Below are 20588 nucleotides of genomic sequence, written 5' to 3' on the forward strand. Positions count from 1 at the left end.
GGAACGGAGGGGGAACAGTCTGGAGCGAACGTGAATTCCCTGTCAACCAACTAGTTGGTTAGGTCCTCGCTACGATGGCTCCATGGCAACCACCAGGGATCCCGAGGCCACCCGGGCCCGGATCTTCGACGCCGCCGTCGCGGAGTTCGCCCGCTACGGCATCGCGGGCGCCCGCATCGACCGCATCGCCGCCGAGGCCAAGGCGAACAAGCAGCTCATCTACGCCTACTTCGGCAACAAGGCCGAGCTGTTCTCCCAGGTCCTCGGCCGGTCCATGGTGGACCTCGCCTCCGCCGTCCCGGTGGACCCGGACGACATCGAGGGCTGGCTCGACCGGCTGATGGACTACCACGCCGCCCACCCCGAGCTGCTGCGCCTCCTGTACTGGGAGGGCATCGAGTACGGCAGCACCGAGCTGCTGCCCGACGAGGCGCGGCGCCAGAAGCACTACGCGCTGAAGGTCACCGCCGTGCAGGACGCCCAGGACCGGGGAGTGATCTCCGACGCCATCCCGGCCCGTGACCTCTTCTTCCTGCTGATCGCGATGGCCAACTGGGCCGCCTTCGTCCCCCAGATGAGCCGCATCCTGGCGGGCTCCGAGGACACCGACCGCGACCGCCTGCGCGCCTCCATCAAGGAGGCGGCGCGGCGGATGGTCGCCCGGTAGGCGGGGCGGCCCGGTAGGACGTCGCCGAGCGGGACCGCGCCGCGCCGGGCGGGGCCGGGCCGGGCGGCTCCTTAGTTGGTGCCGATCCGGGCCAGCAGATCCACGATCCTGCTCTGCACCTCCGCGCTCGTCGACCGCTCGGCGAGGAAGAGGACCGTCTCCCCCGACGCCAGCCGCGGCAGGTCGGCCGGGTCGACGGCGGCCGTGTAGACGACCAGCGGAGTGCGGTTGAGCTGGCCGTTCGCCCGCAGCCAGTCCAGGATCCCGGCATGGCGCCGGGACATCTGCATCAGGTCCATCACGACCAGGTTCGGCCGCAGCTGCCCGGCGAGCGTGACGGCGTCCGCGTCGCTCGCCGCACGCGCCACCTGCATCCCGCGCCGCTCCAGCGTCGAGGTCAGGGCGAGGGCGATCTCGGCGTGCTCCTCGATGAGCAGCACCCGCGGCGGATGCTGCTCGCTGTCGCGCGGCGCGAGCGCCTTCAGCAGGACGGCGGGATCGGCGCCGTACGCCGCCTCGCGCGTCGCCTGTCCGAGCCCGGCCGTGACCAGCACCGGAACCTCGGCGGCCACCGCGGCCGTGCGCAGCGACTGCAACGCGGTACGGGTGATCGGCCCGGTCAGCGGGTCCACGAACAGGGCGGCCGGGAAGGCGGCGATCTGCGCGTCGACCTCCTCGCGCGAGTGCACGATCACCGGCCGGTAGCCGCGGTCGCTGAGCGCCTGCTGCGTACTGACGTCCGGCGCCGGCCAGACCAGCAGCCGACGCGGGTTGTCCAGCGGCTCCGGCGGCAGTTCGTCGTCCAGCGGCTGCGGCCGCGGCGGATCCGCCACCTCGACGGCCCCACCGGGCCCGTCCAGCGGCTCGGGCCCCTCGGCGGCGTTCTCGTCCGGAGCCCCTATGGCGTACGACCGTCCGGCGCCCTCGGTCCCCGGCCCACCCGGCACGAGCCGGGACTGACCCGCGAGGGAGGGGTGCGGTACGGGGGGCGGCACGGGCGCGGCTGCCGGGGTGGGTGCCGTGCCGGGCGACGCTGCCGGAGCCACGCCGGCCTGCGCCTGCGCCTGCGCCGGGGCCTGCGCCACGACGGGCTGCTCGGCCGACGGGTGCGGACGCGCCGTCTGCTCCGGGCGCGTCGTCGGGTCGGGCGGAGTCCCCAGCTTGCGGCGCCGCCCGGAACCACCGGGGGCGTGCGGGGCGGGGGTGGCCGTACCCTGCGCCGACGGCAGCCCCGGCTGCGACTGACGCATCGCCTGAGCCTGCTGAGCCTGGTGGGCTTGCTGAGCCTGGTGGGCCTGGTGTGCGTGCTGCAACTGCTGTGCCTGCTGCACCTGGGCGGCCTGCCGGGTGAACGGCACGCCCTGCCCCAGGGTCCGCACGCTGATCGCCCGACCCTGCGTCGAGTTGGGGTCCATCGGCCGGCCCGCCGCGGCCTCGGCGGGCAACGGCTGGGCCGCCCGCGGCTGCCCGACGGCGGCCTCGGGCGGAAGCGGGGTGCCACCGCTGGGCGTTGTCGTCACCGGTGCGGGCTGCGCCGGGGCGGGGGCCGGAGCCGGGGCCGCTTCGGCCGGGAGCGGCTGACCCTGCCCGGGCACGTTCGGCACGGGGTTGGCGGCCGCCTGCGCGGGGAGCGGCTGACCTGCGGCCGGCTGTCCGGGCAACGGCTGCCCGGGGACGGGCACGGCTGCCGGATCCGGCTGCGCGGGGGCGGGCTGGGCACCGGCAGGCTGCGCGGCGGCGACGGGCTGTCCCACCTGCTGCGGCTGAGACGGGGGCTGGAGTTGAGGCTGCTGGGGCTGAACCTGCGCCGGGGCGGCGACCTCCGCGGCCTGAGCGACGGCCCGTCGACGGCGTCCCGTGGGCGCGTTGGTGGGGTGCGGCTGGGGCGGGGTGTGGTCGTCGGCCTGGTCGTGCGGGACGGCGTCGTGCCGCCCGTGGTCGCTCGCGGAATCCTCGGCGGAACCCTGAACGGGAACGGGCGCCTGAGCCTGAACCGGCGCCTGAGCCTGCGCGGGAACCGGGCCCGGCGCGGGCACCTGAACCGCTCCCAGCGCCTGCACCGCTCCGGGAGCCGGAACCGAACCCGGAACCGAACCCGGAACCGAACCCGGAGCCGGAATCGGCCCCACTGCGCGGGCGGTCTGGGGAGCTTGGGCGACCTGGGGAGCCTGGGCGGCCGGGGCGGGTGAACTCGTGCCGACGGCATCGTCCGGCGCCCGGTCGGCCTGCGCGGGCGGCAGGGCGAACACCGCGCGGGGCCCCGCCTCCTGGGCGGCGGCGCGCTCGTTCGCGGCGGCGAGGGCGCGCCGACGCCTGCCCGTCGGCTGTCCGTCCTCCGCGTCCGCCTGCGTCATGGCTCCCGGACCCGCTCCCGGACCCGTCCCCGGGGCCTCGGCCGGTGCGCCCGCGAGCGCCGGCAGCGCGGGCGCCAGGGCGTTCTGCGGCTGCCGGCCGTCCGGTGCGTGGTGCGCGGGCCGCTGGCCGCCCGGCGCGGGCACGCCCTGCGGCGGAACGGTGCCGCCGAGTCCCGTACCCGAGGCCGCGGTCCCCGCCGCGTGCTCGGCGGCCGTGACGACGGCACCCTCGCTCACCCCGCCGTCGAGCGCCGCGGGCATCCCCGCGTCGGCTCCCACGACGGCGATCTCGGCCGACCGCCCACGCCGCCGCCCGGTGCCGCCGGAGCCCTCCGGGCCCTCGGCCTCGTCCACGGCGGGCGACAGCTCGCCCGGCGTCTCCTCCGGGGCCGCGGCCCCGGCCCGCCTGCGCCGCCGCCCGGTCGGAACCGCCGCCTCCGCGTCGGTGCCGCCCTCCGCGGCCGGGACGTCGCCCTCCAGGAAGGCGTCCACCGAGGACCGTCGAGCCCGTCGGCGCCCACCGGCGCCGTACTCGCCCGGAACGTCCTCCTCCGAGGCCAGGGCGGCGGCGGGGGCGGGGGCCGCCGAGACGGCGCCGCCTCCGGCCGCGAGGGCGGGCAGGGCCATGGCCGCCGGAGCCGCCATGGCTCCCGCACCACCGCCCAACGGCACCTCCAGCACGTACGCGCTGCCGCTCATGCCCGGCACCTCGTGCGTCTGCAGCACGCCACCGTGCGCCCGCACGATCCCCCGCACGATCGGTTCGTGCACGGGGTCGCCGCCCGCGTACGGACCGCGCACCTCGATGCGGACGACCTCGCCGCGCTGGGCGGCCGCCACCACGACCGTGTTGTCCATGTAACCGCCCGCCGAGACGGGCGCGTTGCCGGTGGCGTCGACGCCCGCGACGTCGGCCACGAGGTGCGCGAGCGCGGTCGCGAGGAGCCGCGCGTCGACCTCGGCCTCGATGGGCGGCGCGTGCACGGCGAACTGCACCCGCCCCGGCCCGATGAGATCCACCGCGCCGTCGACACCGGCGGCGACGACGGCGTCGAGCATCACCTTCGTCCGGGCGATGACCTCCGACCCGGTGTCGAGACGCTGGTAGCCGAGCACGTTGTCGATGAGCGTGGTGATCCGCGAGTAGCCGGCCGACAGGTGGTGGAGCACCTGGTTGGCCTCGGGCCAGAGCTGGCCGGCGTCGTCCGCGGCGAGTGCCGCCAGCTCGCGGCGCAGTTCGTCCAGCGGCCCGCGCAGGGACTCCCCGAGCAGGGTGAGCAGCTGCTCGTGCCGCCCGGCGAGCGCCTCGTACCGGTCCTTCTCGCGCTCACCGAGCGAGGCGTAGCGCTCCTCGCCGGCCGCCAGCTCCTCCTCGTGCCGCTCGCGCAGCTCCTCGAGTTCGGTGACGTGCTGCTGGCGCAGCGCGGTGAGGTCGGAGGCGTGCTCCTCGGAGAGCTTCTCCAACTCGTCCGCGTGCCGCTTCTCGACGCCGTCCTTCTCCTCTGCGAGGGCGTCGTAGGGCCGGCGGTCGGTGAAGGTCATGACGGCGCCGACGAGCTGGTCGCCGTCGCGCACGGGCGCGGTCGTCAGATCGACCGCCACCCTGTCCCCGCTCTTGGACCACAGCACCTGCCCGCGCACCCGGTGCTTGCGCCCGGACCGCAGGGTGTCGGCGAGCGGCGACTCGTCGTACGGGAACGGCGAGCCGTCGGCGCGCGAGTGCAGCACGAGGGTGTGCAGCTCCTTGGCGCCGAGATCGCTGGCCCGGTATCCCAGTATCTGGGCGGCGGCCGGGTTGACGAGGACGATCCGGCCGTCGGTGTCGGTGCCCACGACGCCTTCGGACGCGGCCCTCAGGATCATCTCGGTCTGCCGCTGCGAACGCGCCAGCTCGGCCTCGGTGTCGACGGTCCCGGACAGGTCGCGGACGACGAGCATCAACAGTTCGTCGGAGGCGGAGGAGTAGCCGTAGCCGTCGTAGGCCTGCTGACCGTTCTCGAGGTTGGCGCTGGTGACCTCGACCGGGAACTCGCTGCCGTCGGTGCGGCGCGCGACCATCCGGGTCGGCTTGGTCCGCCCGCGCGGGTCCATGTGATCGGGCCGCCGCATGGACCCCGGGATGAGCTTGGAGTCGAACTGCGGCAGCAGATCGAGCAGCCCCCGCCCCACCAGCGCGGTACCCGGCGTCTCGAACGCCTCCAGCGCGATGGTGTTCGCGTTGACGACGGTCCCGTTGGCGTTGACCAGCAACAACGCATCGGGGAGCGCGTCGAGTATGGCTGCGAGGCGAGCAGCGCCTCGGGATGGCCTGCTGCTCACGAGTCGCTTCCTCCCTGTTACCGCACCTTGCCGACCGTTCGGGCCATCTTGCCAACCGGCCCGCACCGTGTCACGCGAGGGAGTCTAAGGGCTGGGGTCCCGTCGGCGGCGCCGGATGAGAGGGAGCTCGCACGACGAAGTGACACAGAACGTGTGTCCTCACCCGTCGTGGCCTGTCCCTGCGCACGACAGACGGCTCCCGCGCCCGCCCCGCATCCCGCTCGGACTGCGCTGGACCTTCGCGCGACCTTTACGGAACCGGTGCTTCCGCCACGCGTCACCTGTTACGCGCACGACCGCGGAGGCGGGACGGTCCCCGTCGGACACCGGGCGCGCGTCAGCGGGCGGCGGGGCGCAGGTCGGGCAGCAGCGGCACGAGCCGGTCCCACCGCTCGATCCGGCAGCCGTCGCTGCGGTCGTACGTCGCGTCGACCGGCCGCCCGGCCCAGCGGCCCGTGACATGGGCGGTGGCCGGCCCGCCGTACCGCATGGTGCAGATGCCGCCGTCCGGAACGGGCGCGAAGGCGTCCCTGCCCCACCGGGTGTCGCGGTCCACGGCGCGACAGGCGCTTGCCACGTCCGGGTGACTGCCACCTCCTGGGTGGCAGTACAGCTCGAACGTCCCGTTCGCCCGGTCGCCGGCGTGCCGGACGGTGACCGTGAGGTGATCACCGGAGACCCGGTCCTCCTCCCGGACGGGCGGCGGTGCGAGCGAGGTGACGCCGGCGAGGGCCGTGACGGCCTCGGCCGTCCCGGAGGCGTACGCGGTGACGGGCCCGGTGGCGCACGAGGCGACCATGGCGGCACAGGCGGCGGAAGCGGCGACGGCGAGCCGTCGGAGGGGGGTGACCTGGAACATGACAGGACTAACGCGAGGCCTCCGACGACGTTGCGCCCCGGCAACCGCTTTGCCCTGCGACCCACCTGCCTAGTACCGTGGACGCCGATTGGTGACACGCCCTTCGACTGTGTCATCATCTGCACGCACCACTCGCCCACACGCGAGCGGTTGTGCTGGAGGCGTCGCCTAGTCCGGTCTATGGCGCCGCACTGCTAATGCGGTTTGGGACTTCAATCCCATCGAGGGTTCAAATCCCTCCGCCTCCGCGCGATCACCGAAGCCCCGGTCCACCGACCGGGGCTTCGTCGTTCTCCCGGAGGTTCTCCACGAGCCCCCAGACAGCCGTTTCCGCAGCTCACAAGCGGTATGGCAAACGGATTTCACATGTCGGCGGCAGTCATGTAATGTTCTTCCTGTCGCCGCGAGCGGGCCGCAAGGGCCGAGAGCGAAGACAGAAAAACCGAATAACAAGCACTCGTAGCTTAACGGATAGAGCATCTGACTACGGATCAGAAGGTTGCAGGTTCGAATCCTGCCGAGTGCACACAGATCAAAGGCCCCGCCGGTTCATCCGGCGGGGCCTTTGACATCAACGGTTGACATCAACGTCCCCGGAGGGGCTGTTCAGCCGCCGAGGACGCCGTTCGGCAGAAGTGTGCTGAGGGCGTTGCCGTTCGTGATGCCCGCCGTGACGCCGGAGAGCTGTGTGATCAGGCTCCCGAGCAAATTGGAGTTCGGGGCCGGGGCCGGAGTGCCGGCAGCTTGGGCGCTGGCCACGCCGACGATCAAGAGTCCTGCTGTAAGACCGGCGACGGTCGTCGTACGTACCGCGGTCCGCCAAGCGACGGTAGGGGTGGCCATCTTTCCTCCACGTTGTTGCAGGTCGCGGGCGACGTCCGCCCGACGCGATCAACCTGACAACTGTGCAGCGCGACCATGGGTTACTCCGGACTTCCGCCAGCCCTCAGACATGGATTCAGGCGCGGCCGTTATGCGACTCGTCCTCGTCGTCGTCGGAGCCAAGCACGCCCCGGCCCGTGCGCGCTGGACGTGATCGGGGACCGGGTGCGCGGCGGATCAGACCCCCTCGGTTCGGTCGTCCCGACATGCCGCTCCGGCTCTCGCGGCTCGGCTCCGGCCACGGCGCGACGACTCTGCTCGGGTCCGCTGCGACGCGCCCCACCCGTGTCCGCCCTTCAGGTTCCTCCTTGCCGGCAGGGGGACGCCGGCTGCTCACCGCGAGGGCCTCGCGGCCAAGGCAATTGCCAACGTAAGAGTCCGTTTCGGCTGCTGACGATCACGGCGGCATTGCGCATCATCGGCAAGCCTCATGCCATGACAACCTGCCTGCCGACACACCCATTTGGACCCGGAGGTACACCGCGCGTGGCGGCGAAGACCAATCCCACTGTCAGGAGACGCCGTCTCGGAGCCGAACTGCGTCGGCTCCGCGTGCTCAGTGGGTTGAAGAGCACAGAAGTGGCCGAGCGGCTCATGGTCTCTCAGCCCAAGATCAGTCATCTGGAGAACGGCAACCGCGCCATCAGCCCCCGTGATGTGCGCGACCTGTGCGTGATCTACGAAGTGACGGACCAGCAGGTCATCGACTCCCTGATGGAGATGGCCAGGGAATCCGGTCAGCGCGGCTGGTGGCACTCCTATGGCGAACTCTCCGGCAGCGTCTACATCGGCCTGGAGACGGACGCCGCTTCCCTGCACACCCACGCGCCCATGATGGTGCCCGATCTGCTGCAGACCCCTGCCTACGCCCAGGCTGTCATCGGGGAGACCATCCCTCGGCTCACCGCGGAACAGGCCGCCACGCAGCTCAAGGTGCGGCTGCGCCGGCAGCACCGGATCTACGACCTGGCCTGCCCGCTGCGCCTGTGGGTCATCATCGACGAATCGGCCCTGCGCCGCGTCGTCGGCGGTCCGGACGTCATGCGTGAACAACTGGGGCACCTGAAGGCACTCGGCGCGGAGCCGCACATCACGGTGCAGGTCCTTCCCTACACGGCCGGCGCTCATCCGGGACTGTCGGGACAGTTCTCCATCCTGCGGTTCGCCGACAGTCCCGAGGCGGGGGTGGTGTACCTGGAACGGTTCGCCAGCGATCTCTACCTGGAGAAGCCGTCCGACGTGCGGCACTACAACGTGATGTACGAGCACCTCCAGGCGCATGCCCTCACCCCGGACAGCAGCCGCGACTTCATCACCGACATCGCCAAGGCGTACGTCGACGCGACGATCCCGGCCTGACTGATTCGAGTACGAACCACAGGTCAGCGGCAGGCTTCAGCGAAGGAGCCGGTGCGTCGTCGGCGGGGTCAATCGAGGGTGGCGAGGTGATCGGCATCGCCGCCTCGCCACTCGATGAGGAAGATGGTCGCGTCGTCGGTCGTGGTGCCGCCGCGCTCCTGTTTCAGGGCGTGGGAGAGCGCTCGTACCACCGCCCGTACCTGGGGGCGGTCGCGGAGGATCCGATTGGTCCACTCGATCAACTGCTCCTCACCGAACAGTTCTCCGCCGGTCTGGTGCTCCTCGAACAGGCCGTCGGTGAAGCACAGCAACCGGTCCCCGGGTCGCAGCGTCCGCTCGCTGACCACCGGCTCCTCACCGCCGAAGCCGACCGGCAACGTGGTCGGGCTCTCCAGCCGGTCCACCACTGCGCGGTCACGGATCAGGAACGGAGCCGGGTGGCCGGCGTTGACCCACTGCAGTCGGCCTGTGGTGATGTCCAGGGTCATCATCTGAGCGGTGACGAAGTGGTCGTGGCCGAACTGCTCATTGATGGCCCTGTCCATGAACGCGTACACCTGGGACAGATCCGTATGGGCCCGTCGCGTGTGGCGATAGGCGCCGATGGCCACCGTCGCCATGGTCGCCGCGTCCAGCCCGTGGCCCATCGCGTCGATCATGGCCACGTGCAGGATGTCGCCGTTGAGGGCGTAGTCGAAGCTGTCGCCGGCCACGTCGTAGGCGGGCTCCAGGATCCCGGCCACCTCGACCTGCGGCACCGTCATCGACAGCGGGGGCAGCAACGACCACTGGATCTCCGCGGCCACACTCATCGGGGCACTACGGCGGGCCTGGAAGAACTGGTCGGTGTAGGCGTCCTTGGTGACGATCATGTCCGCGACCAGACCGGAGAGTCTGCGCAGCAGTCGTCGGTCGTCGTCATCGACGCTGTCCAGGGTGACGGCCATCAACCCGATCTGGTCGCTGCCGTCCAGCAGCGGCAGGTACATCCGCACACTGTCGTCCTGGGGCACCTCCACCGTTCTACGGCTCAGGAACGCGTCGCCTGCGGGGGAGTCCTCGACCGGCTCGGGGCCGCCGAGCTTCAGCCTCCGGCCCGGCAGCGGCACCAGCAGCACCTGCTCGTAGTCCTGCAGGAGAATGGAGACGTCCCGTCCCCCGACCCGGGCCACCTCTTCCGCGACGAGTGGGGCGATCAACTGCGGCGGCATCTCGTGGGCGCGGTCCAGCAGCACCCCCAACAGCCGTTCGCCGAATCCCTCCGACCGGTCCACCCCGATCCGGTCCGGCTTCCGCCAACCGTCCGTCATGGCTGTCTGCTTCCCTTCGTCCCGGGCACGGGGAACTCATCGGGGAACTCATCGGGGTGGCAGCGTCCACACGGTGTCCACCGGGCGGCCCCGTGCCCCGGCCTCGTCGAACCGCAGCCGGTGCGGGCGGTGCCGACCGGACGGCGCCGCGCTTCCAGCACCCCGACCACGTGCCGGACGTGGTGCCCCGAGGCGACGCACACCCCGCTCCTCTCGGATCCACCCGGCAGGCAACGGCGAGCAGCGTGGCACGACGCAGTCGACCGGCTCAGGCTCGCATCACCGACCGGCCCGAGGAGGCGCTCACGCCATGGGCGGCATGTCGCCCCTGACATCGGTCACCACAAAAGCCTTGGGCGGCGGGGGCGAGCCACTCCGGAAGCCGGCGGAACGGGTCACGCCCTGCTCCCGGCGGCCGTGTCCCTCGTGCTTCAACGACCCCGGCGTATACACACCGGGGTCGCCCTTCCGGGCCGGTCGCACGTGAGAGTGTGCCGACCCGCTCTCATGGTAGCCCTGGTGCACATTTCGGTCATATGGCGTCTTGTGGTTCTCGCGGGTCAGGTTTCGTCAGCCTGCGTACGGCCATTTCCGGAGGACCGACTGGAGACCAGCCAGGAGCGCGCAGGCTCTGCCGCGCGCGCGGTGTCCACGGTGAGGTGGAGGCGGGTTCCGCCGACCACCGTGCCGGCGGGATAGCTGCGCTGCTCGGACGAGGCGAAGCAGCGACGGAGAACCTCCGCGACCTGGCGGGCAGCCGCGGGGGACGAGGCGACGAGACGCACGTCGACGTTCCCGCCGCCGGGCGGTTCCGGTGACTCCACGGGGTGCAGCCGTTCCGGCCCGCCCACTGCTTCCACCGGGGCACGAGCCGAGTCACCCGTGGCACCGCCCGGATCGGCGTCGTCCACAGCGGGCGACGCGGAAGGCTTCGCCGCTGGTCGGTTCTTCGCCCGCAGGCGGCCGATGCCCGGCAGCGCATCGCCGTAGCGGTAGGCCGCGATCCTCGCGTCGTGCTGCGCGTTGAGCTGATGGATCAGGACGACTCCCATGGCGATCACGGCGATGATCAGTACCGCGGTGACGACGGTCTCCACGTCCTCACCTCCCTCGGACGGAGCGCACCAGGGCGGTCCTGTTCGGTGAGGGCTGTACCTCTGCTGGTCGCGGTCATGGCGCGAACCTGTCCCCGGGCTCGTCTTCGACGTTCCGGTCCTGTCGCTCGCCGAGAACGCCACCAGCATCTGATCTGGTGTGCGAAGTGCTCCCGGTATTTCGACCCTACTCCGCCCGAAGGCCCCTGTGGGTGCGTGTGACCAGCCGTTCTCCCGGACAAGGCGCCGTCCGGGCCGGCGTGCGGGGACGGCGCCTCGATACCGGGCACCGTGTGCCGTGCCTCCGGCTTGGTGATCACTCGTCCGCTCCGGACAGTGCCTTGGATCGGGCTCGTGCGGAGCGCAAGGGGAGCGGTTCATCCGCCGACGGCACGGTCCGTTCGGCGCGGCCGGGGAGTACGCTCGAAGTACCGAGGATATTTCGCGCACCGGCTTCCATGCTCGTGTCGTTTTCGGCGATCACATAGGCCGGGGCGACCGCGGTCGGCCCGGGGCAGGGTTCGCGTCATGACTGCGACCATCTCCCTCTCGCCGATACTCGAAGACCGGCTCTCGTCGTCCTCCGCCGCTCCTTCCTCTCTCCGCCTGTCGCTGGCTCCTGTGGGCACGGCACCGGCTCTCCTGGACGGCGCATGGTGGCCCCGCTCTCGCGACCTGGCGGCCGAACTCCCGGTCCTGGCAGCGGTATTGGATCCGCTGTGGGGGCGGATCACCCGGGTCACGGTGAATCCCACCCACTGGCCGGTCGTCCCGCACAAGGTGCCCGTCGGCGGGCACGTGGTGAAGGTGGGCTGGTTCCTGGCCGAGCAGGACCCGCACGAACTGCTGTTGCTCTCCTACCGCACGGGCCGATGGAACCTGCTGGTGGTCCCGCCGCGGACGGACCCCGCCTCGGCCGCCTGGCTGATGGCCGCCGCGAGCGACCCACGGGGCACATCGACCGCGAGCCGGTTGATGGAGGAGGCGGCGCGCCTGCGGACGGCGTCCGAGACCGACCGGGCCGTGGAAGCGGTCTGGGACTCCGAGGGAGGGCACGGGGCACGCGTTCCGGCTGCGCGTCCACGGATCCCGGCAGTCATGGCCGAGGGCGGAGTCGAGCCGTTGCATGTGTCGCGGCCCGGTCCTCTGCTGATGGGGATGTGAGGACCATGGAGACCTTCGCGACCCTGGTCGTCGTCATGGCGATGATCGTTCTGGGTGTGCTCCTCGTCCACCTGGCCAACCGGCAACACGCGATCGCACCGCCGCCTTCCACCAAGGCCGCCCCTGGGCGACATGGCGGAGACGCGGCCCCCGGAAGGGAGTGAGGTGAGTCCCCATGATCCCCACGATCCCCCTGCTCCCCGTCAGGCTCCTGGCGGACACCAGCAGGAAGCCGATACTCCCCGGCACCGCGGTCCTGCGGATGGAGACGACGCCCCGGCGCACGGGGACGTTCGACGGCGCGTGGTGGCCACGGTCACGTGACCTCGAGAGTCAACTGTCCGGACTGCTCGCCGCGTTGACAGCCCGGCTGGGTCCGCTCGCCCGTGTCGGACTCGACGCGGGCGCCTGGGACGAGAGGCCGGGCCATCTGGTCGTCGACGGTCGTACCGTCCGCATCGACTGGTCGGTCGTCGGCGACGACACCATGATCATCACTCGGGGCGACCAGGACCACTTCATGTTCCTGGTGATCCCTCCGCAGACGACCCCTTCGCTCGCTCGCGCCGCGATGGCCATGGCCGTACGGGACGACAACGACGCCTCGGCCGAACGGATTCTCGCCGTCACCGGCGTCACCCCCGCCGACCGGACGCCCGTACTGCCCGGCGCTCCCGGCTGGTAGCCCGGCGGATCGCACATCGCGGGCTCCGGTGCCGGAGGTCGCGTTCAGGAACCGAGTTCAGAAACCGAGGGCATGAACTCGGTTCGCCGGTCCGGAAGTTCATCCCGTCCGTCACCGCGCACGCACACCCGACACCCACACGCGTCCGGACAGAGGAGCCATGGCCCTTCCACAACTGAACGCCCACCGGTACGAACGCGGCACCCGCGCTCTGACCATCCTCGCGGGAGAGATCGACCTGGCCACGGCACCGCCGGCGCGCGAAGCGCCGGCCGAGTGCCTGAGCGATGACCTCCGCAGCAGACTCCCGTCGTTCGCTGTCGCCTCGTTCCCGGTCGCCGGGGCGCGATCGGGTCGGATTCCCGTTACCACGGGCGGTGCGCGGTGACGCCCCCGCTCGGCCGGCAGCAGCCGCCGCTCGGTGACAGCAGCACACCGTCCGCCATGGACGCGTTACGCCTGCGCCGGCTGAACCGCTGGCAGGCCGAGACCCTCAAGGAGGACCTGGCCGATCTGTACGTGGAGTCCTTCCGGGCGCAGCCCGGCGAGGGGTACCGGAGCCGGGAGGCGTTTCTGCGGCGGCTGACCGGCGCCGTCCGGCGGCCCGGCTTCGCCCTGCTGATCGCGGAGAGCACCGCTTTCGCCGGGTGTGTCTACGGATTCCCGGTACGGCGCGACGGTACGTGGTGGCGGGGGTTCGATGGGCCCCTCCCGCGGAGCGTCGAACAGCTCACGGCGTCCGGGCACGTCTTCGCGATCACCGAGACAGTGATCCACCCCCACACGGACGACCAGCGCCTGGCCCGCCGCCTTCAGTACCGCCTGCTCGCCGAGCATCACGCCTCGCTCGGGGCGACGTTGGTGGAACAAGCCGACTCGGCGGTCTGCAACGCCTTCCTGTCGTGGGGCTGGCAGGACATCGGACTGGTTCGTCGGCCGTCGGACCAGCAGGCTCTCCGGCCGTCGGACCCCGTGGTGCTACGAGCCCTGGTCCTTCCACTCGGAATCGGGCCGAGTGGGACCGCCCACCCGGACGGGCTCGCCCACGACGACCGCACCCAGCGGCCCGGCTGACGAACGCCGCTCAGTGCGGCGCCCGGCGGGTGTTGCCGACGGCTCCGCGTATTCAGAGAGATGACGCATAGTCGGAAATGCGAATAAGAGTATTTACGGAGCACTGTCCGCTGTTTGCCTGAGGGAGAAATACCCCTGTTTCGTTGCAGCGGGGGCAAGGATATTTCTGCGTAATATGCGGCAGCAGTGAAAAGGCTTCCGGGTGATCGGTAGGGCCCGGTACGCCACGGCCCCCACAGAAAATGGCTTTGATGAAGCTGAAGATCCCTCAAGCAGCTGACCGCCGCACTCTGTCCGGCTTGCTGGCCTCCGCTCTCGCGGCGACGGTTTCCGCTGCGATGGTCTTCCTGACGCCGACGGCCGCGTCGGCCATCGCATTGCCCGTACCTCTGGGCACCACCGCCACTTACTCCGTTCTGGCGGGTCAGGGAGTCACCAACACCGGCAACTCGGTGCTCGCCCACGACCTCGGGACACACCCGAATCCGGCCATCACCGGATTCCCGCCCGGCCAGGTGGGAGGCGCCATCCACCCCGCGGACGCCGCGGCCCTCCAGGCCAAGGCCGACCTGCTCGTGGCGTACAACAACGCCGCCGGCCAGGCCGTGGACTTCGCGCTTCCGGCGGGAATCGGCGGAGGTCCGCCGCTGCTTCCCGGCGTCTACAAGGCCACAGCCGGTGTCGGCATCACCGGCGACCTGGTCCTGGACGGTCAGGGCAGCTCCGACGCGGTCTGGGTGTTCCAGATTCCTGAGTCCCTGACGACGGCGACCTCCAGCCGGATTCTCCTCACCAACGGCGCTTCGGCGTGCAACGTGTTCTGGCAGATTGGCGAAGACGCGTCGCTCGGCGTCACCACCAGCTTCGTGGGCACGCTCCTGACCGAGAACTCGATCACCGTGAACCAGGGAACGAACGTCGAGGGCCGGTTGCTGGCCGAGGTAGGTTCTGTGACCCTCAACAACAACAGGATCTTCCTCGGTGGGTGCGCGGCCTCCACCACGGGTGGAACGACCTCCGGCGGCCCCAGCGCCCCCGGCACGACCACCAGCGGCGGGCTCCTCGGCGGCGGTCTCGTCAGCGGCGGCCTCGTCACCGGTGGCGTCCTGGGCGGGCCCATCGTCGGGACCGGCGGCACCTCGGGCAACACCGCCGGTAACTCGTCCGGAAACACCGCGGGCAACACCGCCGGGAACAATGCGGGCAACACCGCGGGGAACACCACCGGCGGGAACACCGCAGGCAACAGCGCCGGAAACACCACCGGCGGAAACGGCCCCGGCGGGAACGACCATGCGCCGGGCGGACCGGGCGGACCGGGCCACGGCGGCCACGGCGGCAACGGCGGCAACGGCGGCAACGGAAAGCCTGATCACGGCGGCAAGCTCGACCTCGGGCAGTACATCCACCCCGGTAAGCCCGACCACGGCAAGTACGACCACGGCCAGGACGACCACGGCCAGGACGACCACGGCAAGTACGACCACGGCCAGGACGACCACGGTAAGTACGACCACGGCCAGGACGATCACGGCAAGCAGTCGGACGAGAACTTCGGCTACGACGACGTGCCCAAGAGCCACGAGGGCGACGACCACTCCCAGGGTCACGAGGGCTAGGCAGCGCACTACGGTCGGTCCGGTCACCGGATGACGGCGCGCGGCGGGATTCTCATCGAGTCCGCCGCGCGCCGTCGGGGGCAGCCGACGCGGAAAGCAGGTGCGAGCAGCTGAAACGAGAAAGACAGGGTACGCGGTGTCGAGCGGAATTGACTCAGCGGATGTGAAGGAAGTCCTGCACTCCGAATCAGGTCCGGTCGTGCAGGAATGTGCGGACGCGAAGGCTGCGCCGCCCAAGATTCCGAGAGGTGCCCGGGCGCTGAAATCCGGACTGTGTGCCACCGTGGTCCTGTGCCTGGTGGCGAGTGTCGTCCACGTGATTCTGGTATTCCTCCACGTGGCACCGGCCAACACCGTCTCCAAGCGATACAGTCCGCTGATCAATTCATGGGTGTACCCGTTCTTCGAACAGAATTGGCGGCTTTTCGCTCCGGACCCCGAAGCCGTCAACCGGCAGATTCTGGCGAGAACCGCGCACACCGGCTCCGACGGATCTGTTCAGGTGAGTCCCTGGTTCGACCTGACCGCCGTGGACCGCTCCGCAGTCGTGCATGATCCGTTCCCGAGCCACACGGCACAGAACATGTTGCGCCGCGCCTGGGCCGGCTACGTCGACTCGCACGGCGGCGACGACAAGGCGCGCACCGAACGCGCCCTGATGATGCAGAAGTACCTCGGCAACATCGCCGCGGACCGCGCAGCCGCCCGCAAGAACGGCCCCTTCGACTTCATCCAGCTCCGCGTCGTCACACTGCCCATCCCCGTGGCCGGCCCCGCCGCCGGCAATCGCCCGCCGACGCCGGCCGAGAACCGGCTCCTGCCCTGGTGGAAGGTGACCCGCCATGGAAAATGAGGCGCAGAGGTCCGTGTTCGCCGGCCTCGACCGATGGCTCGTCGACCGGAGCACCGTCGTGTGGGACCTGCTGGCCGGCCGTCCGGTGTCCCTGTACGCGGCGTCGGTGCTGCGCATCGGCTACGGACTGCTCTACCTGATCTTTCTGCTGCGTGAGTTCCCGCACCGTGACGAGATCTGGGGTCCGGGTTCCGCGTGGACGCCCGCCCTGGCACACCAGCTCTTCGAGCAGACAGGCTGGTTCAGCGTTCTGGTCCTGTCGGACAGTCGTGCCTACTTCGAGCTCTGCTACGTGCTGGCGCTGGTCACGGCCGCACTGTTCATGCTGGGCTGGCGAACCCGTGTCCTGTCGGTCCTCTTCGCCGTCGTGGTGACCTCGTTCCACGGCCGGGCGATCTTCATGACGGACGGGGGCGACAACCTGGTCCTGCTGATGTCCATCTACCTCGTCCTCACCGCATGCGGCCGCCGCTGGTCCCTGGACGCACGCAGAAACAGGCTGAGGGCGGCCCGCGCGGGCAGCGCCCCGGAACCGGTCGGGAGTGCCTTCGCCCGGCAACTCCGCGATGCCAGAACCACTTTGATCACGGCGGTGCACAACTGCGGAATGTTCGTCATCGCGGCGCAGGTCTGCTTCCTCTACGGATCAGCCGGCCTGTACAAGGTCCAGGGAGCCTTCTGGGGCGGCGGCACCGCGCTTCACTACGTCCTGAACCTCGAACTGTTCCGGCCCTGGCCTGCCGTCTCGGCCTTCGTCGACGAGCACACGCTCGTGGTCGCCGTCGCCGGCTACCTGACCGTGCTTTTGCAGGTGGCCTTCCCGTTCGTGCTCTTCGGCAGGCTCAAGTACCCCGTCCTGGCGATGCTGCTGGGCATGCACATCGGCATCGCCGTGCTCATGGGGCTGCCTCTCTTCTCCGGCGCGATGGTCGTCGCGGACGCAGTGTTCCTTCCCGACCGCTTCTACGCCTCCCTGCTTCACCTCTGCCGACGCGCGCTGCGGCGGACGGGCAGCGGTCGCCCGGCGCCCGGACCAGCGGCACGCCCCGGAGCCGTACCCGCGCAAGGCGGGCCGGGCCGTGCGCCCGGCTCGACGCATCGAGTCGTGCTCCCGACAGGGCGGAACGACACGATCCCTGCCACCGAGCCGGCGGCCCCCGGGGCCCCCTCGGTAACGGCTGAGTGACCCCGCCACCGAGACAGGGCACGCGCCGCCACCGCCAGTAGCCGCCGAATTCCGGCGGGAAACCGCGGCTCTGAAGGCAAGGCTCCAGAGAGCTCCGTAGCCTTGGACGTCACTGCCGGCAGCCGATTCGGCCCCAAACTGTCGAGTGGAAGGCCTGCTCGCCGAGGGCCTGACAAGCTGACGGCCGAGGAAGACCTGCACGGTGTTGATCAGGGTCGGCGTAGCGGCGAGGGCGCCGAAGCCGTATCCGTTCGTGAGGTTCGAGGGGAGATGGTCCGGCATGCCTGTCTCGTTGCATCACATCGTCATCGACGCTCATGATCTGCCCGGCCTGGCTCGGTTCTGGGCCGCGGCGTTGGGGTGGCGGGTTCTGTCCGAGCGGGAGCGGGAGGTGGTGATCGGGGTGGACGAGACGGCCCCGGTGGGGATCTGCTTCATGCCGGTGTCGGATCGCAAGGTCGTCAAGAACCGGCTGCATCTTGATCTGACGTCCGCGGCGGAGGACCGGGAGGCGGAGATCGAGCGGATCCTCGCGCTCGGGGCTCGCAGGGCGGATGTCGGCCAGAGCGGCGACGAGTCGTGGGTAGTGCTGGCCGATCCGGAGGGGAACGAGTTCTGCGTGGTCCGTCCGAAGAAGAACCTCGTTCAGTAGACGATGACTCTCCAGCGCTCGACCCACAGCAGCCACGCGCCGCCCGTGCCGCGTACCTGGACGCGGTCGGGTTCCACCTGCCAGGCGGTGCCGTAGAGCGTGGCGTCGGGAAGGTCCACCCTGACGGTGCCGTGAACCTCCAGGTCGTCCTCGACCGTGCGGGTCCACGTATGCGTGCAGTGATCGCAGCCGTAGCGGACCACACCGCGTCCCGCGGTGGTCGTCGGGTAGCCGGGGCGGACGGCCTCGACGAGGCACCGAGGGCACGGGTCGGCCGTGTGCGGGCCTGCTGATCGGGACATCGTTCGATCCTGCTGTGGGATGACGAAGGACGGCAAGCTCAATCAGCTGTCGTGGAGGCGGAGTTCCTCTCGGTAGGTGTTGGCCAGGGTGGTGGCGCGGGTGAACCAGTCCGTCAGGACGGCGGTCTCCTCGGGGGAGTAGTCCGCGAAGAGCGCGTCGAGGCGGGCGTAGTACGGCGCGTAGAGGGCGTGGACGCGGGCGACCGCGGAGGGGACGGCGGCGACGCGGACCCGGCGACGGTCCTCCGGGTCGGGGCGGCGGGTGACATAGCCGGCGCGTTCCAGGCGGTTGAGGATGCCGGTCACGGCGCCTGTCGTGACGTGGACGCGGGTCGCGAGGTCGCCGGCGGTGAGGAGGTCCTCGCCGGCCTGGATGACGTAGGCGAAGCAGGTCAGGTCGGTGACGTTCAGGCCCAGGCGCTGGGCCATCTCCTGCTGGCCGACCATGCTGACCGCGATGAGGTCGTCCATCGCCGCGAGCGCTTGCGCGGGGGTGGCGGCGGGGCGGCCGTGGTGCGGCGGTGTCGGCTCGGCTGGCATCTCGGGGGCTCTCTTGTTCCTGATTCCTGGCTGACTCCTGGCCGAGGAGTCTGCGGGGCTGCGGTCTGCGGGGCTGCGGGTCTGCGTGCGGGGCGTTGGTTTCTGCTGGGTCCTTGTTATCTGCTTTCGGTTTCTCTTACCCTCTAAGAGGTTTAGTACTGCAACTTCTTAGAAGGTGAGGGAAACGTGTCGGGTCATCTGTACGACGAGGGACATACGGTCGCCGGCTGGACCGGGGTCGGCATCGTGACCGTCGGGACCGCCGTGGTGGGGGTGGGCGTGTGTGCCGTGTCAGGGGTCCTCCTGGCCGGCGGGCTCGTGGTCGTGGGGCTGGGCGCGTTGGTCACCTGGGGGCTGCATCTCGCCGGGTGGGGCAAGCCTCCCGGGGTGCGGCCGCGGGCGGAGTGGGGGATGCGGGTCCGGGATCCGTGGGCCAGGGACGGGCATCCGGGGTGTGTCGGATGCCGGCTCGCGGGGCGCGCGCCCCAGGCCCGCGCCGTGATGTCAGTGCCTGGGCCTACCGTGGTGGGTGATGGCACAGGCATGGAAGTGCGCGGGGCTGCGGTGGTCGGCGGAGGGGCCGGAGCTGACGTGGGACGGGGGGCGGCGTAGCCCGTTGTCCTGGGGGAAGCGGGTCTCCTTCGCGGTGGTGGAGGGGGGTGTGCGGGAGTGTGCGGGGGCTCGGGGGCATGCGTGTCCCCGGCGGGTGGTGGTGCCGGGGAGGAGCGCGGGCGGGCGGTGCGAGGAGTGTGCGCGGCTGGACCGGGCGCACTCCGTCGCCGCGGACCGGGTCGCCGACGACCCGCGGCCGTACCGCGTGTACCTCGCGTGGTTCGGGCCCGGTCTGGTCAAGGTCGGGATCACGGCGGTCGAGCGGGGCTCGGTGCGGTTGCTGGAGCAGGGCGCCGTCTGCTTCAGCTGGCTCGGCTGCGGGCCGCTGATGGCCGCCCGGCGCACCGAGGAGCTGCTGCGGGCCGCTCTGCGGGTGCCGGACCGGATTCCGTACGCGGTGAAGCGTGCGGTGCGGGCCGCGCTGCCGGAAGCGGAGGGGGAACGGGCCGAGGAGATAGGCGAGGTGTACGCGCGAGCCGTGGAACTGGGCGGCTGGCCCGAGTCGTTGGAGCGCGCGCCCTTCCTGCCGGTCGATCACCTGCGGGCCTTCGGGCTGGCCGGAGCCCCGGCCGCGCTCGGGGAGGTGGGCGAGCTCGTCCCCGGGGGAGCGGTGAGCGGGGCGCTCGTGGCGGCCGCCGGACCCGACCTGCACCTCGCGACCCCGGCCGGGGTGGTCGTGCTCGACACGCGGTTGATGCGGGGGTGGCAGCTGGTGCCGGTGACGGGAGGCGAACCCGACTTTCCCGTACGGCACTTCGAGGTCGAGGCGGACCATCGTCAGGACGGGCTGTTCTGAGGGCCGCGCGGTCCTGCGGCGGGCTCGGGTAGGGAGTTGGCTCCGGCGAGGAGTCGGCTCGGGCGAGGAGTCGGCCTGGGTAAAGAGTTGGATCTCGACGGGATCGAGCGGTGGCGGGCGCACGCCGAGCACCGGGCGGCCAAGGAGTACGGACGGGCGCGCTGGTACGAGCGGTACTGCCTGCACATCGCCAAGGTGGAACACAGCCACGCGTACGAGCGGACGACCCAGGCGATTCTCACGGAGCGCGCCTCCTGAGGG

20 protein-coding genes and 2 tRNA genes are annotated in these 20588 nt (G+C 71.0%); 15 read left to right on the forward strand and 7 right to left on the reverse strand.

Translation table 11 applies throughout. The annotated features are described in order from the left end of the window. Nucleotides 1-82: 82 nt before the first annotated feature. The gene (locus ACFVYS_RS36135) at nucleotides 83-667 is read left to right on the forward strand and encodes a TetR family transcriptional regulator (RefSeq protein WP_389509063.1); all 585 of its coding nucleotides are present in this window, start codon (nucleotides 83-85) and stop codon (nucleotides 665-667) included. Between the two features lie 71 nt (nucleotides 668-738). On the opposite strand, the gene ACFVYS_RS36140 is transcribed toward ACFVYS_RS36135, so the two are convergent. Next, on the reverse strand, nucleotides 739-5340 hold the full coding sequence (locus ACFVYS_RS36140) for a PAS domain-containing protein (protein ID WP_389509065.1): 4602 nt from the start codon (nucleotides 5338-5340) through the stop codon (nucleotides 739-741). Nucleotides 5341-5677: 337 nt separating this feature from the next. Further along, nucleotides 5678-6199: an SSI family serine proteinase inhibitor gene (locus ACFVYS_RS36145; RefSeq protein ID WP_389509066.1), complete on the reverse strand. Its 522-nt coding sequence runs from the start codon at nucleotides 6197-6199 to the stop codon at nucleotides 5678-5680. 157 nt (nucleotides 6200-6356) lie between these two features. Here ACFVYS_RS36145 and ACFVYS_RS36150 point away from each other — a divergent pair. Next, nucleotides 6357-6447 (forward strand) — tRNA-Ser (locus ACFVYS_RS36150). Nucleotides 6448-6652: 205 nt separating this feature from the next. Beyond that, a tRNA-Arg gene (locus ACFVYS_RS36155) sits at nucleotides 6653-6725 on the forward strand. 80 nt (nucleotides 6726-6805) lie between these two features. Here the strand turns inward: ACFVYS_RS36155 and ACFVYS_RS36160 are convergent. Continuing rightward, a complete protein-coding gene (locus ACFVYS_RS36160) occupies nucleotides 6806-7042 on the reverse strand; it encodes a hypothetical protein (protein ID WP_389509068.1) in 237 nt (78 codons plus the stop codon). Nucleotides 7043-7567: 525 nt separating this feature from the next. Between ACFVYS_RS36160 and ACFVYS_RS36165 the strand changes: the two genes are divergently transcribed. Beyond that, nucleotides 7568-8440 carry a helix-turn-helix domain-containing protein gene (locus tag ACFVYS_RS36165; protein ID WP_389509070.1) on the forward strand — a complete coding sequence of 291 codons (873 nt, stop codon included), beginning with the start codon at nucleotides 7568-7570 and terminating at the stop codon, nucleotides 8438-8440. Nucleotides 8441-8508: 68 nt separating this feature from the next. Here ACFVYS_RS36165 and ACFVYS_RS36170 read toward each other — a convergent pair whose 3' ends face one another. Both ACFVYS_RS36170 and ACFVYS_RS36175 read right to left on the reverse strand, forming a co-directional pair. Beyond that, the gene (locus tag ACFVYS_RS36170; RefSeq protein WP_389509072.1) at nucleotides 8509-9750 is read right to left on the reverse strand and encodes a PP2C family protein-serine/threonine phosphatase; all 1242 of its coding nucleotides are present in this window, start codon (nucleotides 9748-9750) and stop codon (nucleotides 8509-8511) included. Between the two features lie 560 nt (nucleotides 9751-10310). Then, nucleotides 10311-10574 carry a hypothetical protein gene (locus tag ACFVYS_RS36175; RefSeq protein WP_389509110.1) on the reverse strand — a complete coding sequence of 88 codons (264 nt, stop codon included), beginning with the start codon at nucleotides 10572-10574 and terminating at the stop codon, nucleotides 10311-10313. 798 nt (nucleotides 10575-11372) lie between these two features. Between ACFVYS_RS36175 and ACFVYS_RS36180 the strand changes: the two genes are divergently transcribed. The 8 genes from ACFVYS_RS36180 to ACFVYS_RS36215 all read left to right on the forward strand — a co-directional run bounded on the left by ACFVYS_RS36180 (nucleotide 11373) and on the right by ACFVYS_RS36215 (nucleotide 18077). Continuing rightward, the gene (locus ACFVYS_RS36180; protein WP_389509074.1) at nucleotides 11373-12008 is read left to right on the forward strand and encodes a DUF5994 family protein; all 636 of its coding nucleotides are present in this window, start codon (nucleotides 11373-11375) and stop codon (nucleotides 12006-12008) included. Nucleotides 12009-12013: 5 nt separating this feature from the next. Then, a complete protein-coding gene (locus tag ACFVYS_RS36185) occupies nucleotides 12014-12172 on the forward strand; it encodes a hypothetical protein (protein ID WP_389509076.1) in 159 nt (52 codons plus the stop codon). 11 nt (nucleotides 12173-12183) lie between these two features. Further along, on the forward strand, nucleotides 12184-12693 hold the full coding sequence (locus tag ACFVYS_RS36190) for a DUF5994 family protein (RefSeq protein WP_389509078.1): 510 nt from the start codon (nucleotides 12184-12186) through the stop codon (nucleotides 12691-12693). Between the two features lie 444 nt (nucleotides 12694-13137). Further along, complete coding sequence (locus ACFVYS_RS36195; protein ID WP_389509079.1) at nucleotides 13138-13767, forward strand: hypothetical protein; 630 nt, start codon at nucleotides 13138-13140, stop codon at nucleotides 13765-13767. 251 nt (nucleotides 13768-14018) lie between these two features. Further along, nucleotides 14019-15386, forward strand: a complete 1368-nt coding sequence (locus tag ACFVYS_RS36200; RefSeq protein WP_389509081.1) for an ice-binding family protein — start codon at nucleotides 14019-14021, stop codon at nucleotides 15384-15386. A 163-nt stretch (nucleotides 15387-15549) separates the two neighbouring features. Then, on the forward strand, nucleotides 15550-16239 hold the full coding sequence (locus tag ACFVYS_RS36205; RefSeq protein WP_389509083.1) for a DUF5819 family protein: 690 nt from the start codon (nucleotides 15550-15552) through the stop codon (nucleotides 16237-16239). After that, nucleotides 16229-17425, forward strand: coding sequence for an HTTM domain-containing protein (locus ACFVYS_RS36210; RefSeq protein ID WP_389509085.1), 1197 nt, complete (start codon nucleotides 16229-16231; stop codon nucleotides 17423-17425). Before ACFVYS_RS36205 ends, ACFVYS_RS36210 begins: the two co-directional genes overlap by 11 nt. Before the next feature lie 280 nt (nucleotides 17426-17705). Next, nucleotides 17706-18077 (forward strand): VOC family protein, encoded by a 372-nt coding sequence (locus ACFVYS_RS36215; RefSeq protein ID WP_389509087.1) that lies wholly within the window; start codon nucleotides 17706-17708, stop codon nucleotides 18075-18077. Here ACFVYS_RS36215 and ACFVYS_RS36220 read toward each other — a convergent pair. Both ACFVYS_RS36220 and ACFVYS_RS36225 read right to left on the reverse strand, forming a co-directional pair. Then, nucleotides 18071-18379, reverse strand: a complete 309-nt coding sequence (locus ACFVYS_RS36220; RefSeq protein ID WP_389509088.1) for a hypothetical protein — start codon at nucleotides 18377-18379, stop codon at nucleotides 18071-18073. The two genes, ACFVYS_RS36215 and ACFVYS_RS36220, sit on opposite strands and share 7 nt — an antisense overlap. 42 nt (nucleotides 18380-18421) lie before the next feature. Further along, nucleotides 18422-18919 (reverse strand): MarR family winged helix-turn-helix transcriptional regulator, encoded by a 498-nt coding sequence (locus tag ACFVYS_RS36225; RefSeq protein WP_389509090.1) that lies wholly within the window; start codon nucleotides 18917-18919, stop codon nucleotides 18422-18424. 186 nt (nucleotides 18920-19105) lie between these two features. Here ACFVYS_RS36225 and ACFVYS_RS36230 point away from each other — a divergent pair, with 186 nt between their 5' ends. From ACFVYS_RS36230 to ACFVYS_RS36240, 3 genes are all read left to right on the forward strand, one after another. Next, complete coding sequence (locus tag ACFVYS_RS36230; RefSeq protein ID WP_389509092.1) at nucleotides 19106-19531, forward strand: HGxxPAAW family protein; 426 nt, start codon at nucleotides 19106-19108, stop codon at nucleotides 19529-19531. Next, nucleotides 19452-20327: a DUF2797 domain-containing protein gene (locus ACFVYS_RS36235; RefSeq protein WP_389509094.1), complete on the forward strand. Its 876-nt coding sequence runs from the start codon at nucleotides 19452-19454 to the stop codon at nucleotides 20325-20327. The genes ACFVYS_RS36230 and ACFVYS_RS36235 overlap by 80 nt, the downstream gene beginning before the upstream one ends. Nucleotides 20328-20414: 87 nt before the next feature. Further along, nucleotides 20415-20585 (forward strand): hypothetical protein, encoded by a 171-nt coding sequence (locus ACFVYS_RS36240; protein ID WP_389509095.1) that lies wholly within the window; start codon nucleotides 20415-20417, stop codon nucleotides 20583-20585. The last annotated feature ends 3 nt before the right edge of the window (nucleotides 20586-20588 follow it).

This window comes from Streptomyces sp. NPDC058295, assembly GCF_042880655.1.
Classification (GTDB): domain Bacteria; phylum Actinomycetota; class Actinomycetes; order Streptomycetales; family Streptomycetaceae; genus Streptomyces; species Streptomyces coriariae.

Coding starts and splice junctions, on each gene's coding strand:
- ACFVYS_RS36135 (WP_389509063.1), top strand. CDS start 83: ATGGCAACCACCAGGGATCCCGAGGCCACCCGGGCCCGGATCTTCGAC.
- ACFVYS_RS36145 (WP_389509066.1), bottom strand. CDS start 6,199: ATGTTCCAGGTCACCCCCCTCCGACGGCTCGCCGTCGCCGCTTCCGCC.
- ACFVYS_RS36160 (WP_389509068.1), bottom strand. CDS start 7,042: ATGGCCACCCCTACCGTCGCTTGGCGGACCGCGGTACGTACGACGACC.
- ACFVYS_RS36170 (WP_389509072.1), bottom strand. CDS start 9,750: ATGACGGACGGTTGGCGGAAGCCGGACCGGATCGGGGTGGACCGGTCG.
- ACFVYS_RS36180 (WP_389509074.1), top strand. CDS start 11,373: ATGACTGCGACCATCTCCCTCTCGCCGATACTCGAAGACCGGCTCTCG.
- ACFVYS_RS36185 (WP_389509076.1), top strand. CDS start 12,014: ATGGAGACCTTCGCGACCCTGGTCGTCGTCATGGCGATGATCGTTCTG.
- ACFVYS_RS36190 (WP_389509078.1), top strand. CDS start 12,184: ATGATCCCCACGATCCCCCTGCTCCCCGTCAGGCTCCTGGCGGACACC.
- ACFVYS_RS36195 (WP_389509079.1), top strand. CDS start 13,138: ATGGACGCGTTACGCCTGCGCCGGCTGAACCGCTGGCAGGCCGAGACC.
- ACFVYS_RS36200 (WP_389509081.1), top strand. CDS start 14,019: ATGAAGCTGAAGATCCCTCAAGCAGCTGACCGCCGCACTCTGTCCGGC.
- ACFVYS_RS36210 (WP_389509085.1), top strand. CDS start 16,229: ATGGAAAATGAGGCGCAGAGGTCCGTGTTCGCCGGCCTCGACCGATGG.
- ACFVYS_RS36215 (WP_389509087.1), top strand. CDS start 17,706: ATGCCTGTCTCGTTGCATCACATCGTCATCGACGCTCATGATCTGCCC.
- ACFVYS_RS36220 (WP_389509088.1), bottom strand. CDS start 18,379: ATGTCCCGATCAGCAGGCCCGCACACGGCCGACCCGTGCCCTCGGTGC.
- ACFVYS_RS36225 (WP_389509090.1), bottom strand. CDS start 18,919: ATGCCAGCCGAGCCGACACCGCCGCACCACGGCCGCCCCGCCGCCACC.
- ACFVYS_RS36235 (WP_389509094.1), top strand. CDS start 19,452: ATGGCACAGGCATGGAAGTGCGCGGGGCTGCGGTGGTCGGCGGAGGGG.